General features: G+C 66.2%; 14 protein-coding genes. 11 read left to right on the top strand and 3 right to left on the bottom strand.

Annotated features, from left to right (window positions below; genetic code table 11):
• Positions 1 to 65 precede the first annotated feature (65 nt).
• From AWC12_RS01705 to manA, 4 genes are all read left to right on the top strand, one after another.
• On the top strand, positions 66 to 494 hold the full coding sequence (locus AWC12_RS01705; protein ID WP_024448542.1) for a DUF3499 domain-containing protein: 429 nt from the start codon (positions 66 to 68) through the stop codon (positions 492 to 494).
• 147 nt (positions 495 to 641) lie between these two features.
• A complete protein-coding gene (locus AWC12_RS01700) occupies positions 642 to 2027 on the top strand; it encodes a phosphomannomutase/phosphoglucomutase (RefSeq protein ID WP_024448543.1) in 1386 nt (461 codons plus the stop codon).
• Positions 2024 to 3148: a TobH protein gene (locus AWC12_RS01695; protein WP_234813799.1), complete on the top strand. Its 1125-nt coding sequence runs from the start codon at positions 2024 to 2026 to the stop codon at positions 3146 to 3148. The genes AWC12_RS01700 and AWC12_RS01695 overlap by 4 nt, the downstream gene beginning before the upstream one ends.
• A 5-nt stretch (positions 3149 to 3153) precedes the next feature.
• Positions 3154 to 4380 (top strand): mannose-6-phosphate isomerase, class I, encoded by a 1227-nt coding sequence (manA, locus tag AWC12_RS01690; protein WP_085171900.1) that lies wholly within the window; start codon positions 3154 to 3156, stop codon positions 4378 to 4380.
• Here manA and AWC12_RS01685 read toward each other — a convergent pair.
• Positions 4346 to 5680 (bottom strand): FAD-dependent oxidoreductase, encoded by a 1335-nt coding sequence (locus AWC12_RS01685; RefSeq protein ID WP_085171898.1) that lies wholly within the window; start codon positions 5678 to 5680, stop codon positions 4346 to 4348. The genes manA and AWC12_RS01685 overlap by 35 nt on opposite strands.
• Before the next feature lie 57 nt (positions 5681 to 5737).
• On the opposite strand from AWC12_RS01685, the gene AWC12_RS01680 reads away from it, so the two are divergent.
• The 5 genes from AWC12_RS01680 to alkX all read left to right on the top strand — a co-directional run bounded on the left by AWC12_RS01680 (position 5738) and on the right by alkX (position 9903).
• Entirely contained in the window at positions 5738 to 7219 is a 1482-nt protein-coding gene (locus AWC12_RS01680; protein WP_085171896.1) for an APC family permease, read from the top strand.
• A gap of 386 nt (positions 7220 to 7605) precedes the next feature.
• Complete coding sequence (locus AWC12_RS01675) at positions 7606 to 8811, top strand: alkane 1-monooxygenase (RefSeq protein ID WP_085171894.1); 1206 nt, start codon at positions 7606 to 7608, stop codon at positions 8809 to 8811.
• Positions 8808 to 8981, top strand: a complete 174-nt coding sequence (locus AWC12_RS01670) for a rubredoxin (protein ID WP_081660123.1) — start codon at positions 8808 to 8810, stop codon at positions 8979 to 8981. The genes AWC12_RS01675 and AWC12_RS01670 overlap by 4 nt, the downstream gene beginning before the upstream one ends.
• Positions 8978 to 9160 (top strand): rubredoxin, encoded by a 183-nt coding sequence (locus tag AWC12_RS01665; RefSeq protein ID WP_024448548.1) that lies wholly within the window; start codon positions 8978 to 8980, stop codon positions 9158 to 9160. The genes AWC12_RS01670 and AWC12_RS01665 overlap by 4 nt, the downstream gene beginning before the upstream one ends.
• Positions 9161 to 9282: 122 nt before the next feature.
• Positions 9283 to 9903, top strand: a complete 621-nt coding sequence (gene alkX, locus AWC12_RS01660) for a TetR family transcriptional regulator AlkX (protein WP_024448549.1) — start codon at positions 9283 to 9285, stop codon at positions 9901 to 9903.
• Here the strand turns inward: alkX and AWC12_RS01655 are convergent.
• Positions 9887 to 11137, bottom strand: coding sequence for an MFS transporter (locus AWC12_RS01655; RefSeq protein WP_207576359.1), 1251 nt, complete (start codon positions 11135 to 11137; stop codon positions 9887 to 9889). The genes alkX and AWC12_RS01655 overlap by 17 nt on opposite strands.
• 283 nt (positions 11138 to 11420) lie before the next feature.
• Between AWC12_RS01655 and ahcY the strand changes: the two genes are divergently transcribed.
• Both ahcY and AWC12_RS01645 read left to right on the top strand, forming a co-directional pair.
• A complete protein-coding gene (gene ahcY / locus AWC12_RS01650; RefSeq protein WP_024448551.1) occupies positions 11421 to 12881 on the top strand; it encodes an adenosylhomocysteinase in 1461 nt (486 codons plus the stop codon).
• A gap of 19 nt (positions 12882 to 12900) precedes the next feature.
• Positions 12901 to 13365, top strand: coding sequence for a hypothetical protein (locus AWC12_RS01645; protein ID WP_234813798.1), 465 nt, complete (start codon positions 12901 to 12903; stop codon positions 13363 to 13365).
• Between the two features lie 96 nt (positions 13366 to 13461).
• Here the strand turns inward: AWC12_RS01645 and AWC12_RS01640 are convergent, their stop codons facing one another.
• Positions 13462 to 15825, bottom strand: a complete 2364-nt coding sequence (locus AWC12_RS01640; protein ID WP_234813802.1) for an alpha/beta hydrolase fold domain-containing protein — start codon at positions 15823 to 15825, stop codon at positions 13462 to 13464.
• Positions 15826 to 15833 lie beyond the last annotated feature (8 nt).

Here is a 15833-nt window from a genome sequence, read left to right as displayed (position 1 = left end):
TCGGGCCGCTTGCGGCTGCGCGTGTCCGCGCCCTCGCGGGGGTTTGCGCACGATAGCCTTCCGCTGTGAATGTTCCCCGTCGCTGCTGCCGGCCTGGGTGCCCGCACTATGCGGTCGCGACGCTCACCTTCGTCTACTCAGACTCGACGGCAGTCGTCGGCCCGCTGGCCACCGTGTCCGAGCCGCATTCGTGGGATCTGTGTGTCATGCACGCCGGCCGCATCACCGCTCCCCGCGGTTGGGAGCTCGTTCGCCATGCCGGGCCGCTGCCTTCGCATCCCGATGACGACGATTTGGTGGCGCTTGCCGATGCAGTCCGAGAAGGTCGTGAGGGCGCCGTCCCCCCGGGTGTGACCGCAGGATTTACGACGGGATTCACCGATCCCGTCAGCGGGGCCCACGGTGGTGCGCTGATGGCTCCGCCGACCCGCAGGCCGGAGACGAACGGTCGCCGCCGCGGACATCTGCGCGTGCTGCCCGACCCCACGGAGTGAGGACATCCACGTCGTTGCTGGCAGAGGCCTGTGCTTTAGGCAGATGTGCGATTTCGACGGGGTAACGCGCAGGGGTGACTCGCCATGCGGACCGTCCGCGACGGCTAGGCTGATTCTGTAGAACAGTCTCTTCGTCCAAGGAGCCCCATGTCTCGTCCCGCCGAGGCGGTACAGCGTGTCATCAAAGCGTATGACGTGCGCGGACTCGTCGGCGAGGAGATCGATGAGGCCTTCGTGCGCGACGTCGGCGCCGCATTTGCCCGGCTCGTCCGCGACGGCGCCGCCCAGGTGGTCATCGGCCACGACATGCGCGAGAGTTCGCCCACGCTCTCCGAGGCGTTCGCCGACGGGGTGCTCGCCCAAGGTCTCGACGTGGTCCGGATCGGGCTCGCATCGACCGATCAGCTCTATTTCGCGTCCGGCCTGCTCGACTGCCCAGGCGCCATGTTCACCGCCAGCCACAATCCCGCGGCCTACAACGGCATCAAACTGTGCCGCGCCGGTGCCAAGCCCGTCGGAAAGGACACCGGCCTGTCCATCATCAGCGACGAGGTCATCGCCGGCGTTCCCGAATACGACGGTCCGCGCGGAACCAGTAGTGATCGCGACGTCCTCGCCGACTACGGCAATTTCCTGCGCTCCCTCGTCGCCATCGGTGGCGAGCGGCCGCTGCACGTCGCCGTGGATGCGGGCAACGGCATGGCAGGCCACACAACGCCCGGTGTGCTGGGCCCCATCCCGTCGATCACGCTTTCGCCGCTGTTCTTCGAACTCGACGGGAACTTCCCCAACCACGAAGCCAACCCGCTCGACCCGGCCAACCTCGTCGACCTACAGGCGTTTGTGCTGGAGACCGGTGCCGACATCGGGCTGGCCTTCGACGGCGATGCCGACCGATGCTTCGTCGTCGACGAGAAAGGCCAAGCCGTTTCCCCGTCGGCGGTCACCGCGCTGGTCGCCGCGCGCGAACTGCAGCGTGAGATCGGTGCGACGATCATCTACAACCTGATCACGTCCCGCGCTGTACCGGAGCTGGTCGCCGAACGCGGAGGGACACCGGTGCGTTCACGCGTCGGCCACTCCTACATCAAGGGCCTCATGGCCGAGACCGGTGCCATCTTCGGCGGCGAGCACTCGGCGCACTACTACTTCCGCGATTTCTGGGGCGCCGACTCGGGAATGCTGGCCGCCCTCCATGTCCTTGCGGCGCTTGCCGAACAGGACCGGCCACTGTCGGAGATGATGGCCGACTATCAGCGCTACGAAGCCTCCGGTGAGATCAACTTCACCGTGACCGACGCGCCCGCTCTCGTCGATGCGGTCCTGCAGGCCTTCGGATCGCGGGTGCATGCGATCGACCACCTCGACGGGGTCACGGTCGACCTCGGCGACGGCCGCTGGTTCAACCTGCGCATGTCCAATACGGAACCGTTGCTGCGGCTGAACGTGGAGGCGCGCAGCGCCGAAGAAGTCAAAGAGCTTGTCGACGAGATCGGCGACCACATCACCTCAGGGGCAAGGGAATCGACGTGAGTGCCAGCCCGCTGTCGGCTGCCGAAGTCGACCTCGACGATCCGGACGGTCTGTTGGCCGCCGACCGTCTGGGTTTGCTTCGTGCCGCGTCGATGGCGGGCGCTCAGGTACGCGCCACCGCAGCGGCGTTGAGCGAGGGTGACCTCGAAGCGGTCCGCTCGGACACCCCACCCCGCACCATCGTGTGGGTGGCCGGACACGGGACCGCCGAGACGGCGGGGACGATGCTCGCGGTCCAGCTCGGTCACACGATCGGAGCGCCGATCGTCGTCGCCTCCGAGGCGCCCCCGTGGATCGGCGCGCTGGACGTGCTGGTCGTCGCCGGCGACGACCCCGGACATCCGGCGCTGGTGACGGCAGCGGCCACCGCGGTCCGTCGCGGCGCTCGCGTCATCGTGGTGGCTCCCTACGAAGGGCCGCTACGCGACGCCACCGCGGGACGTTCGGTGGCGCTGCCGCCGCGGCTGCCCGTACCCGACGATTTCACGCTGGCCCGCTACCTGGCCGCGGGATTGGCTGTGCTGCAAGCGATCGCGCCCGGTTTCTCGGTGGACCTGTCGGCGCTGGCCGACGAACTCGACGCCGAGGCGCTCCGAAACAGCGCAGGCCGTGACCTTTTCACCAATCCCGCCAAAGGGCTCGCGGAGCGGATGCTGGGCCGGCAAGTGGTTTTCGCCGGCGACTCCGCCGCCACACTCGCCCTGGCGCGGCACGCGTGCACCGTGATGCTGCGCATCGCCCATCAGGCGGTGGCCGCGGTCGGTTTGACCGACGCGCTGGTGGCGATCGGATCGGGATGGGGACGCAGTACGGGATCGACTGCGGCGTCGATCTTCCATGACGAGGAGATCGACGGGCCGCTGCCCCCGCGCACACGCACCATCGTGTTGACCACCGACGCCGAGCGGCCGGCCGTGTCCGCCCGGCTGCGGGGATTTGACGACGTCCACGTCGTCAATGCCAACGACGTACCGGACGCCCCAGAGGTCCGGGAACAAGGGGGGAACAGCGAGCCGGGCTCAGCCACGATGCCCGGATCTACGCGTCCCGAACAACAATTAGCGCTGTTGGCGGTCCGCCTCGAGATGGCGGCGGTCTACCAACGGCTGGTTCGAGGTTGAGACGAGTGCATCTGCTCAGAGGTGCGGTGCGGACCTATGCGTGGGGTTCGAGAACCGCAATCGCCGATTTCGTGGGAGCTCCGAGCCCCACCCCACACCCCGAGGCGGAACTGTGGTTCGGTGCCCATCCGGGGGATCCGGCGTGGCTGCAAACCGACGACGGGGAGCGCTCGCTGCTCGAGGCGCTGCGCGCGGATCCCGAGGGTGAGCTCGGTCCGGCTGTCCGCGGTCGTTTCGGGGACACCCTGCCGTTCCTGGTGAAAGTGCTTGCCGCAGATGAGCCGTTGTCGCTGCAAGCCCACCCCAGCACCGAGCAGGCCCGTGAGGGTTTCGCCCACGAGGACCGGATGGGGATCCCGATCACGGCCCCCAACCGGAACTACCGCGACCGCAGCCACAAGCCCGAAATCATTGTCGCGCTCAGTCAATTCGAGGCGCTGGCCGGCTTCCGCCCCGCCGCACGCTCGGTCGAGCTGATGCGTGCCCTGGGTGTCTCGGACCTCGATCCTTACATCGGCCTGCTGTCAGGGCAGCGCGACGAGGATGGCCTGCGGGCGTTGTTCACGACGTGGATCACCTGTCCGCAGCCCGACCTCGACGTGCTGGTGCCCGCTGTCCTCGACGGCGCGATCAACTATGTGCGCTCTGGGGAAAAGGAATTCGCACGCGAGGCCAAGACGGTGCTCGAGCTGGGGGAGCGGTATCCCGGCGATGCCGGCGTGTTGGCCTCCATGCTGCTGAACCGGCTCTCACTGGCTCCGGGGGAGGCGCTGTATCTGCCCGCCGGGAACCTGCACGCCTACCTGCACGGGGTGGGAGTCGAGGTGATGGCCAACTCCGACAACGTGCTGCGCGGTGGGTTGACACCCAAGCACGTCGACGTCCCCGAACTGCTGCGGGTGCTGGACTTCACCCCCGCCGAGGACGTTCTCGTCGAGCCACAGGCGATTCGCGACGGCAGCGAAATCGTCTATCCGACACCGGCACCCGAGTTCGCCGTGTCGGTGCTCGGCATCGATGGCGAACAGCTCGGGCACGAGATCGACGCTCCGACCCTGCACGACGGCCCGCAGGTTCTGCTCTGCACGCAGGGCAGCGCCACTGTGCACGCGAAGTCCAGCACGGTGGTTATCGACCGCGGTGCTGCCGCGTGGGTGGCCGCCGATGACGGGCCGATCAGGCTTGTCGCGCAGGAACCTACGCGGCTGTTTCGGGTGAGCGTCGGGATTTAGCCCACAGCGTCATGTTGTGCCGGATCGTGCGCCCGACCAGGCGCGCCGACGGGACCATGTACAGGCTGTCGAGCAGGCTGAACCGTCGCAGGAACCATTCTGCGAGAACAGGATCCGTCTCGGCGGCGCCGAGGAACTGATCGAACAGCGACCCCACCGGGCGATACCACCACGGCATGTTTCCTTCGGCGCGGTGCAGGGTCAGGTCGCCGATCGCATTCATCGTCCATACCGGCCATGTGGTTTTGGTGGTGGCCTTGAGGAACGTCTTCTCGGGTTCGGGGCTCAGCAGTGCGTGACGCAGATGGCCTGCCTGTAGTGAGGTCATCGTCATGCCCTGGCCGAACGTGGGGTTGAAGCTGACCACTGCGTCCCCGAACGGAAGGATCCCCTCGGGGTAGCGTGTCAGCTTGTCGAAACGGCGCCACCGGCTCGTCGGATACTTGTGCAGCGCAATGTCTCCCAGCACCTCGGCCTGGCGGACCGCAGCAGCCACGTGGGCGGGCAGGATCTCATCGGCCAGCGCGCACATCTCGTCGAAGTTGGCCGGCGCCGGGACCTTCCCGACACCGAACGTCGTCATGCCCCAGGTGCCGTCCTCGTAGTAGAGCATGCCGATACCGACCGGCTGATCGTGTGACGCACCGGCGACCACGACCTTCTCGGCGATGAGACCCTCCGGAATCCGCAACTGGTGGGTGGCATAGCTGATGCCGACATCGACGGTGTCCTCGCCGGGCTTTTCAAAACCCCACTGCGCCAACCACGTCGGTAACCGGGTGCCGCGGCCGGTCGCGTCGATCACCAGGTCGGCATCGACCGTCGACCCGTCGGAGGTGCGCACGCCCGTGACCCTGCGGCCGTCGAACACCGGCTCGTCGACGTCACCGTGCAGCAGCGTCACGTTGTCGATTTCGGTGACCCGACGTCGGATCTGCCATTCCAGATGCTTTCGGCTCGGGACGTAGGCGGTGAATTCGTCCTGCAGGCGGTGTTGGGTGCCGAGCACGTGGCCGGCCGCGCCGAAATGGATGCAGTCGGGTCGGTTCTCCAAGATCGGCACGCCCGCTGCGACCATCTCGTCCAGAATGCCGGGGAAGAGTTCTTCGAACGTCATCGCGCCGCGTGCCATCAACAGGTGCACATGCCTGCTCTGCGGTGTCGCCGCCCGGTGCGCCGGCTCGGTAGGCAGCGGATCGCGCTCGTAAAGCGTTACCCGACCGTAGAAATTCGACAGAACGCGGGCGGCGCACAGCCCGCCGAGACTCGCGCCGATCACGATCGCGTGTTTTTGGCCCATTGGCAACCACGGTAGTGGGTACATTCCGCTCAAGGAATGACGAAACGAGGACGGTTGATGGCTCAGGAGCCCGGTGCGCAGACGGCTGGCAAGTTGCGGTTGAAGTCGGTGGAGCAGTCGATCGCCGACACCGACGAACCCGACACCAAACTGCGCCGAGACCTCAACTGGTGGGACCTGACTGTCTTCGGGGTCTCGGTGGTGATCGGCGCGGGCATCTTCACGATCACCGCGTCTACAGCGGCCAACCTGACCGGGCCGGCGATATCGGTGTCGTTCATCATCGCCGCGATCGCATGCGGGCTGGCGGCGCTGTGCTACGCCGAGTTCGCCTCGACCGTCCCGGTGGCGGGCAGCGCCTACACCTTTTCGTACGCGACGTTCGGGGAGTTCGTCGCATGGATCATCGGTTGGGATCTGATTCTCGAGTTCGCCGTCGCAGCGGCCGTCGTCGCCAAGGGCTGGTCCAGCTATCTCGGCACCGTTTTCGGGTTTGCCGGTGGCACAGTGGAAGTGGCTGGTCTGCAAGTGGATTGGGGCGCGATGATCATCATCGCTTTCGTGACGACGATCTTGGCGATGGGCACCAAGCTGTCGGCGGGCGTCAGCCTGGCCATCACCGCGCTGAAGGTCGCGGTTGTCCTGCTTGTCGTCATCGTCGGGGCCTTCTACATCAAAGCCGCGAACTTCACGCCCTTTGTTCCGTCACCCGAACCCGGTCAGGGAGGCTCGGGAACGGAGCAGTCGTTGTTCTCCCTGCTCACCGGCGCCGAGGGCAGCGCGTACGGCTGGTACGGCGTGCTGGCGGGCGCCTCGATCGTGTTTTTCGCGTTCATCGGGTTCGACATCGTCGCGACCACGGCCGAGGAAACCAAGGACCCGCAGCGCAACGTTCCGCGCGGAATCCTTGCCTCGCTGGGCATCGTCACCGTGCTGTACGTCGCGGTGGCCGTGGTGTTGACGGGCATGGTCAGCTACAAGGAACTGCGCGAGGCCGAGACCGCGAACCTTGCCACGGCGTTCGCACTGAACGGAGTCGACTGGGCCGCGAAGGTCATCTCGATCGGCGCGCTGGCCGGGTTGACGACCGTCGTCATCGTGCTGGTGCTCGGTCAGACGCGGGTGCTGTTCGCGATGTCGCGCGACGGGCTGATGCCGCGCCAGCTGGCGAAGACCAACGAGCACGGGACACCGGTGCGGATCACGCTGATCGTCGGATTCGTGGTGGCGGTGACGGCAACGGTGTTCCCGATCGACAAGCTCGAAGAAATGGTGAACATCGGCACGCTGTTCGCGTTCGTGTTGGTGTCGGCGGGTGTCATCGTGCTGCGCCGGACCCGGCCGGATCTCAAGCGCGGCTTCCGCACGCCGTGGGTTCCGTTGCTGCCGATCCTGTCGATCTTGGCGTGTGTGTGGCTGATGCTGAACCTGACCGGCCTGACATGGGTTCGCTTCTCCATCTGGATGGCGATCGGCGTGGTCGTGTACTTCCTCTACGGCCGCCGGCACTCACTGGTGGGCAAGCGCTCCCAGGTCTAGGCGCTTCGCACCGCGCGCTTCGCACCGCGCGCTTCGCACCGCGAGCTTCGCACCGCGAGGGCGCGTGTCTGCACGGCGGCGCGCCGCATTAGTTGGCATTGTGCGCGCGCTCGTCGTCGGCGAGCGCTGCCGTGTGCGGGCCCCGTTGGCCTGGCCCTGCGCCAAGCCCTAAGCAGTCGTCATTTTGCGCGCCCTCGCGGCGGGTGACGGCGCGCGAAATCCCACGACACGCCGCGCGTTGGCGGACAGACGCGCGCGCTCGCGGGGCCAGTGGGATTTACAAATAGACCTCTGCTGTCTAGACACACGACAAAACTGCCTCTATAGTCAACTGCAGTAGGTGATCGCACTCACAGCAAGGAGGCATCGAGGTGACCACGCAAGAAATGTCCGAGGCTCCCAACGTCGAGCAATGGCGCGACAAGAAGCGCTACCTCTGGCTGATGGGCCTGATCGCCCCCACGGCGCTCTTCGTGATGCTGCCGCTGGTGTGGGCGTTCAATCAGGTCGGCTGGCACGCGGCCGCACAGGTCCCGTTGTGGATCGGCCCGATCCTGCTCTACATCCTGCTGCCGGCCCTCGATCGATTCTTCGGTCCCGACGGCCAGAACCCGCCGGAAGAGGTGATGGAGCGCCTCGAGAACGACAAGTACTACCGCTACTGCACCTACATCTACATCCCGTTCCAGTACGCCAGCGTCGTCTTCGGCGCCTACTTGTTCACCGCTTCCGACCTGAGCTGGCTGGGCTTCGACGGTGCGCTGCCGTGGCCGGCCAAGATCGGGCTGGCGCTGTCGGTCGGACTGCTCGGCGGCGTGGGTATCAACACCGCGCACGAAATGGGCCACAAGAAGGACTCGCTGGAGCGCTGGCTCGCCAAAATCACTCTGGCGCAGACGCTTTACGGTCACTTCTACATCGAGCACAACCGCGGCCACCACGTCCGCGTCGCCACCCCGGAGGATCCCGCCTCGGCGCGCTTCGGTGAGACGTTCTGGGAGTTCCTGCCGCGCAGCGTTTTCGGCAGCTTGAAGTCCTCGTGGGAGCTGGAGTCCAAGCGTCTGGAGCGGGCCGGCAAGAGCAAGTGGCACTGGTCCAACGATGTGCTCAACGCGTGGGCCATGTCGGTGGTGCTCTACGGCGCGCTGATCGCGGTCTTCGGCTGGGCGCTGATACCGTACATCTTGATCTCGGCGATCTTCGGCTTCACACTGCTGGAAACCGTTAACTACCTTGAGCATTACGGCCTGCTGCGCAAGAAGCTCGACAACGGTCGCTACGAGCGGTGCGCCCCGGTGCACAGCTGGAACTCCGATCACATCGTGACGAACCTGTTCCTGTATCACCTGCAGCGTCACAGCGATCACCACGCCAACCCCACTCGCCGCTACCAGACCCTGCGCAGCATGGACGGCGCGCCGAACCTGCCCAGTGGTTACGCGTCGATGATCGGCCTGACCTACTTTCCGCCGCTGTGGCGCAAGGTGATGGACCATCGCGTCCTCGATCACTACGACGGCGACGTCACCAGGGTCAACATCCATCCGCGGATGCGTGACAAGGTGCTGGCCCAGTATGGGCAGACATCGTGACCGGCTACCGCTGCCCTGGTTGCGACTACGTCTACGACGAATCCAAAGGTGAACCGCGCGAAGGCTTTCCAGCCGGAACGGCGTGGAGCGACGTACCGGACGACTGGTGCTGCCCCGACTGCGCGGTCCGCGAGAAACCTGACTTCGAAGAGATAGGAGTGAAAAAATGAGCGACTACAAGCTGTTCGTGTGTGTGCAATGCGGTTTCGAGTACGACGAAGCCAAGGGCTGGCCCGAGGACGGCATCGCGCCGGGCACCCGCTGGGACGACATTCCCGACGACTGGAGCTGCCCCGACTGCGGCGCGGCCAAGTCCGACTTCGAGATGGTCGAGGTCGCCCGGCCGTGAACGCACACCCGATGCCGGCGAGCGTGCGCGAAAGCGCGCGACACGCCGACTGGAGGCGTGCAGACACGCGCGCTCGCGGTGCAACGCCGGAGGGGCTGCGCGCAACCGTTATTGTCGCGCCTGTGGGCGGCCCCAACGACAAGCGCATCACCTACGCCGAGGCGTCGCGCGTCCTGTTGCGAGATTCGATCCTCGACGGCATGCGCGAAATGCTGCTCACCCGCGACTGGTCGCAGATCACCCTGTCCGACGTCGCCAAGGCCGCCGGCATCAGTCGCCAGACCATCTACAACGAGTTCGGGTCGCGCCAGGGTCTGGCGCAGGGCTACGCAATGCGTCTGGCCGATCGTCTTGTCGACCAGATCCACACCGCGATCAACAACAACGTCGCCGACGTCTACGCCGCTTTCCTGCAGGGTTTCCGCGACTTCTTCGTCGAGTCCGCAGCCGACCCGCTGGTCATCTCGCTGCTGACCGGCACGTCCAAGCCCGACCTGCTGCAGCTGATCACGACCGACAGCGCGCCCATCATCAACCATTGCTCGTCGCGGCTCACCGAGTCGTTCATGAGCAGCTGGGTGCGCTGCAGCGAAGAGGACGCCGGTGTGCTGGCCAGGGCCATCGTGCGGCTGGCCATGAGCTACATCTCGATGCCGCCGGAAGCTGACCACGATGTGGCACGCGACCTCGCTCGACTGATGACGCCGTTCGCGGAGCGCTACGGGGTCATCGAGACGCCGTAGCCACTGCGGGGTCGACAGGATCGATGCGGTGCGGCGGGACGATCGCCGTCCGCCAGCGCAGGAACGCGATGACGGCGACCACCGCGATCGCACCACTGAGTAGATGCGATGCGTGGTAGCCGTACGCGCCGACGACCGCACCGGCGACGACGTTGCTCAACGACGCGCCGACCCCCTGGATCGTCAGCAGCGCCGCCAGGCCGACATTGAAGCGGCCCGAACCGGCCAGCAAGCGCTCGGCGGCGACCGGGGTGGCGATACCGATCAGCCCGGCGCCGACGCCGTCGAGGATCTGGACCGGGAAGATCGCCCAGAAGCCCGGTTGAGTGCCGGCGATCAACCCACGCACCGGTAGCGCGCACAGTGCGATCAGCAGGACCGCCGACAGGCCGAACCTGCGCAGCAGCAGCGGTGCGAGCACCGCCACCGCGATCATCGACACCTGCGCGATCCCGGTGATGATCGCGGTGGTGCGGAACGGCGTCCCCAGCTCGATCGCGAAATCCTGTGCGACGAGCCGACTCATCGGCGCGTTGCCGAAGTGGAACATCAGCAGCACCAGGCCCAGGAGCAGCAGGCCCGGGGTCGAGAACACCACCCGAAGTCCCGACGGACGCGCCGCGGTGTCGTTGTCGGTGAAGCCGCGCGCGGCTGCGTGATCGATGCGGGCCGGGTCGATGCTCGCCGCCGCGACGACGGCGCCCACCGCGGTCGCCAGCATCAGGCCGATGATGGCGTGTTCGCCGAAGATTGAGACGAGGATGAAGACGGCGGCGAGCGACACGACGTTGCCGGTGTGGTTCCACACCTCGTTGCGTGACACCTGGCGTCCGAAGAACCTTTCGCCGACCAACCCGAGTGTGAGCCCCATCAGCGCCGGACCGATAACCGCGCCGATCACCGCGGTGCCGACCTGACCGATCCACACCACCGCCGGATTCGGTACGACCAAGGTGGCCAGCGCCACCGCCGTCACCACGATGACCGGGCCGGCCACCAGCGCCCGCTTGTGACGCGACCCGTCGACCAGGGCTCCGAAGAGCGGCGTCGCCACCAGCCCGATCAGGCCCCCCACCGTCGCGATCGCCCCCAGGGCCATCGACGACCACCCGCGGGTGGCCAGGAACGCGTCGAGGAATGGACCGAGCCCGTCACGCGCATCGGCGAGCAAGAAGTTCAGCACGGCCAGGCTCAGCAACGACCGCCGTCCGACCACGTCGGCGCGTTCGCCCATCAGCACTCCTCTGTTCGGCCCGGCACCCATACCCCCCGGCGCACGTCTGGCAAACGGATGTCCGCCTCGGAGAGTGCTGTGAATCTTCGACGACCTGCACTGACAGGACGCGACGTGCCTTCGCGCAGCTCGAGGCGTTACGGTGTTGTAGACGTCCCTGGCTGGCAGAGCGCTTCAACCGCCTGTCCCGCGAGCCCGCAGGCCCATGGGCGTCTGCACAGATGTTGTCGCTGCACATCTGTGCGCTCATAGGCAATTGACGAACCACAAAGAGGGGCTCTACATGACTGCTCTGACCGCCGATGTCCGCAACGGGATCGACTTCAAGGTCGCTGACCTGTCGCTGGCCGACTTCGGGCGCAAGGAGATCCGACTCGCCGAACACGAGATGCCCGGCCTGATGGCGCTGCGCCGCGAATACGCCGACGTCCAGCCGCTCAAGGGCGCGCGTATCTCGGGATCGCTGCACATGACCGTGCAGACCGCCGTGCTGATCGAGACGCTGACCAGCCTGGGCGCCGAGGTGCGCTGGGCGTCCTGCAACATCTTCTCCACCCAGGACCATGCCGCCGCGGCCGTCGTCGTCGGCCCGAACGGAACCCCCGAGGAGCCCAAGGGCACCCCGGTCTTCGCCTGGAAGGGCGAGACGCTGGAGGAGTACTGGTGGGCCGCCGAGCAGATGCTCACCTGGGAGGGCGAGCCGGCGAACATGATCCTTGACGACGGCGGCGACGCCACCATGCTGGTGCTGCGCGGCGCGCAGTACGAGAAGGCCGGCGTGGTCCCCCCCGCCGAAGAGGACGACTCGGCCGAGTGGAAGGTGTTCCTTGAGCTGGTCCGCAAGGGCTACGAGCAGAGCAAGGACAAGTGGACCAAGATCGCCGAGTCGGTCAAGGGTGTCACCGAGGAGACCACCACCGGCGTGCTGCGCCTCTACCAGTTCGCTGCTGCCGGTGAGCTCGCGTTCCCGGCGATCAACGTCAACGACTCGGTCACCAAGAGCAAGTTCGACAACAAGTACGGCACCCGACACTCGCTCATCGACGGCATCAACCGCGGCACCGACGCCCTCATTGGTGGCAAGAAGGTGCTGATCTGTGGTTACGGCGACGTGGGCAAGGGCTGCGCCGAGTCGATGGCCGGCCAGGGCGCTCGCGTCCAGGTCACCGAGATCGACCCGATCAACGCGCTGCAGGCGCTGATGGACGGCTACGACGTAGTCACCGTCGAGCAGGCGATCGGCGACGCCGACATCGTGATCACCTCGACCGGCAACAAGGACATCATCACCCTCGAGCACATGAAGGCGATGAAGGATCACGCCATCCTCGGGAACATCGGCCACTTCGACAACGAGATCGATATCGCTGCCCTGGAAAGGTCGGGCGCGACCCGCATCAACATCAAGCCGCAGGTCGACGAGTGGACCTTCGGGGAGTCGGGCAAGTCGATCATCCTGCTGTCCGAGGGACGCCTGCTCAACCTCGGCAACGCGACCGGCCACCCGTCGTTCGTGATGAGCAACAGCTTCTCGAACCAGGTCATCGCCCAGATCGAGCTGTGGACCAAGAACGACGAGTACGACAACGAGGTCTACCGCCTGGCCAAGCACCTCGACGAGAAGGTCGCCAAGATCCACGTCGAGGCACTCGGCGGCACGCTGACCAAGCTGACCAAGGATCAGGCCGAATACATCGGCGTCGACGTCGAAGGCCCGTACAAGCCGGAGCACTACCGCTACTGACGTGGCGAGATTTCTGAGAGTGGCGACGCTCGGACTCGTGCTGGCCCTGACGGCATGTCAGGGCCAGCCGGACTCCGAAGAGGCCGGCGAGTCCGAGGTCGCCGCCTCCGGTCCGGCGGCCGACGTCCGTCACGACACCGAAGAACTGGCCACGACATTTCCCGCGTTGGGGACTCCGGTGTCGGCGTCATGGATCGCGTGGGACAACTCCGACGACCAGACGACCAAATTGAGTCTTCAGTGGATCGATGCGGTCGTCGAGGTCACACCGGAGACCATGACCGGGCTGGTCGACAAGTACGGCGCCGAGGACCTCGGCCATCGCCCGGCAGTACAAAAAGTTCTCGAGCCTGAGCTGCCGCCGGGGCCGTTCCTGACCGGCGTCGAACTCAACATCTTCTTCGGCGGCCCACGCAGAAGTACGCGCGTGTTCCTCGACCCGCCGGTCAACACCGTTGTCCTGCAATCCAGCGTCGCAGGCTGACGGGAAATCGGCGCGCTCATGCACCTCCAGCGTCGTTTTCCGCGCCGGATTCGTCGACTCCGCGCGAAACCTGTTCATGGTCAGCGCAACCGGTGACTAGGCAACCTGCAGCGTGATATGCCGGCCGGTCGGCAGCAGGCCCAGCTGCCGGTACACGTTGGGCCGCCAGAGCTGCGCTTGCGAGTTCACGACGATGCCGCCCAACGTCCAGCCGTGCAACTGCCCGTCGCCGATGACGACGGTCAGGTCCGCGGCCGGGTCCTGAGACAACAGCTTGTTACGGAACGCGAGAGCGCCCGGATAGAGCTTCTCCTGCGTGCCGATGTAGATCGTCGTCGGCGGCAGCCCGGTCAGGTCGTCACTCGAATACGGGTTGACCAGTGGATCATCGAGGTCCAGATCGCCGTTGTAGCGCGGACCCTCGCCGGGCTTGTTGCGGGGCAGCACCGGATCGTCGATCGCCTCGATCTCCGGCGCCGACAGCGTGATGTGAAGAGCGGGGGAGACAAGGACCATCCGTGACGGCTGAGCCTCCGAGATCACGCACTGCACATCAGATCGGCAGCGGCGCAGCATCTCCTGCACCACCAGCACGGCGTAGGAGCCACCGGACGAATCTCCGTACAGGCTGACGTTGTCCACGCCGTGCTCATCGATCAGCATCGACAGGTAGTCGGCCATCGGGGGCACCAGAGTGGTGACGGTGCCAGTGCCCTTCGGCGGGGCGAGCGGATAGATCGGCACCAGGACGGTCGCCCCCGTGTCCCGCACCATCTGCGCGTAGTCGGACCACTGCAGCACATTGGCTTCGGTGGCGAATCCGCCGCCGTGCAGGGCGACCACAACCTCGCCTGTCGGCTTCGGTGATGCCAGCTCCCACACCGTCCAGCCGTTGTACTCGCGTTCGGTGACGTCGAGGCCGAGGGTCAGCGTCCGCGGCGGTGAGTCGTAGGTGGCCCCGGAGGCGAACCCGCTGAGGAGCTTGATGCCCGTCTCCTCGTTGAGCCATCGCAGGGTGCGCAGGATGTCCGCGACGAGCCTGTCGCTGTAGGTCGGCGGGCCGGTCGTGATCGTCTTCGGTCCTGCCGCAACATCATTGAGGCCGAGCTGACGGTAGATGTCGGGCCGCACCTTCGGTCCTGCCGAATTGAAAGACAGTCCGCCAAGTGCCCAGTCGTGGAACTGGCCTCTGCCGACGATCGTCGAGACGATGCCGCCCGCGCCAGACCACTTGTCGTGCAACAGAAGTGTGTCCGGCAGCAGGTATTCGAGTTCGCCGACATAGATGGTCGTCGGTGGCAGCGCGGCCAATACCGCGTCTTCGAAGAACAGCGGGCTCAGCAACGGATCCTTCGGGTCGAGGCCGTCGCTCCAATGGTTTTCGCGGGTATAGAAGTCGAGGTTGCGCACATCGATGATCGGGTCGTCGATGTCGTAGATATCCGGATTCGACAGCGACAGGTCGGGCGCGAACGACAGCAGCACCATGCTCGCAGGCACCGGCTTGCCGTCGAGAATCAGCTCGCGCACCGCGGCCATCGCCAAGGTGGGCCCAGCCGAATCCGAGTAGATGCTGACGTTCTCCGCGCCGTAGACGTCGATCTGTTCGGAGAGGAAATCCGCCATCGCGGGGACGACGGTGACGGCTGTTCCGGCGTCGGTCTTGGCAAGCGGGTACATCGGCACGATCACCGTCGCACCGGTCTCACGCGCCATGTTGGCGTACGAAAGCCAATGGGTGACAAGCGGTTTGACGATGAACCCGCCGCCGTGCACGGCGATCACCGTCTTGCCGGTCGGATTCGGCGGACGAAACTCCCACACGTCCCACGTGCTGTCCTCGGATGCCTCGAACTCCGTGCGCCGAACGTCAAGCCCGCCTCTGACAAACCACGGCGGGTCGTCGTTCTCCAGCACCTCCCCGATGAGGCCGTAGATGTCGACACCAATGAGGCTGGAGATGCCGCGCATCACATACAGACTCGTGACGATGACCTGATCGACGAAGCTCGGCTCGTCGGTGTAGACGATCTCGTTCTGCGCTGGGGTGGCGGCGGTTGTCGCGGTCCCGGTGCCGAGTTCGCGCCGCGGGGCGGCCGTCGCGGTCACCAACTGCGCGACGACGGTGGGAGTGGGTTCCGGTTCGGGCTCCTCGGCCTCCTGCAGGGCCGGCTCGGGTGCGTCCTCGACGTCGACGACTGTTGTCGTGTCGTCATCTGCTTCGTCCTTGATCACCTTGTGTCCGGTGGCGTCGTCGTCCTCGGTCACCTCGTCGTCGGTGACGTCCTGGGCTTTCTCGCTCTCGGCAGGGTCGTCGTCAGGGGTGTCGGCACGATCGGCACGGTCGATCGAGTGCTTCGCGCGCGCCGGACCCGCGTCGCGCCGCTCCGACGAGTCGGCCTGACCGGAGTCGTCGGCGGACGCCACCGCGCAGCCCCACCCCATGAAGACCGCCGCCACCCCAGCGC

The sequence above is a fragment of the Mycolicibacterium iranicum genome (genome assembly GCF_002101705.1).
GTDB lineage: Bacteria > Actinomycetota > Actinomycetes > Mycobacteriales > Mycobacteriaceae > Mycobacterium > Mycobacterium iranicum.
Note: the sequence above shows the minus strand (reverse complement) of the source record. Positions and strands in the feature narration are given on the sequence as shown.

Coding starts and splice junctions, on each gene's coding strand:
- AWC12_RS01680 (WP_085171896.1), top strand. CDS start 5,738: ATGGCTCAGGAGCCCGGTGCGCAGACGGCTGGCAAGTTGCGGTTGAAG.
- AWC12_RS01655 (WP_207576359.1), bottom strand. CDS start 11,137: ATGGGCGAACGCGCCGACGTGGTCGGACGGCGGTCGTTGCTGAGCCTG.
- ahcY (WP_024448551.1), top strand. CDS start 11,421: ATGACTGCTCTGACCGCCGATGTCCGCAACGGGATCGACTTCAAGGTC.
- AWC12_RS01685 (WP_085171898.1), bottom strand. CDS start 5,680: ATGGGCCAAAAACACGCGATCGTGATCGGCGCGAGTCTCGGCGGGCTG.
- AWC12_RS01700 (WP_024448543.1), top strand. CDS start 642: ATGTCTCGTCCCGCCGAGGCGGTACAGCGTGTCATCAAAGCGTATGAC.
- AWC12_RS01665 (WP_024448548.1), top strand. CDS start 8,978: ATGAGCGACTACAAGCTGTTCGTGTGTGTGCAATGCGGTTTCGAGTAC.
- AWC12_RS01675 (WP_085171894.1), top strand. CDS start 7,606: ATGTCCGAGGCTCCCAACGTCGAGCAATGGCGCGACAAGAAGCGCTAC.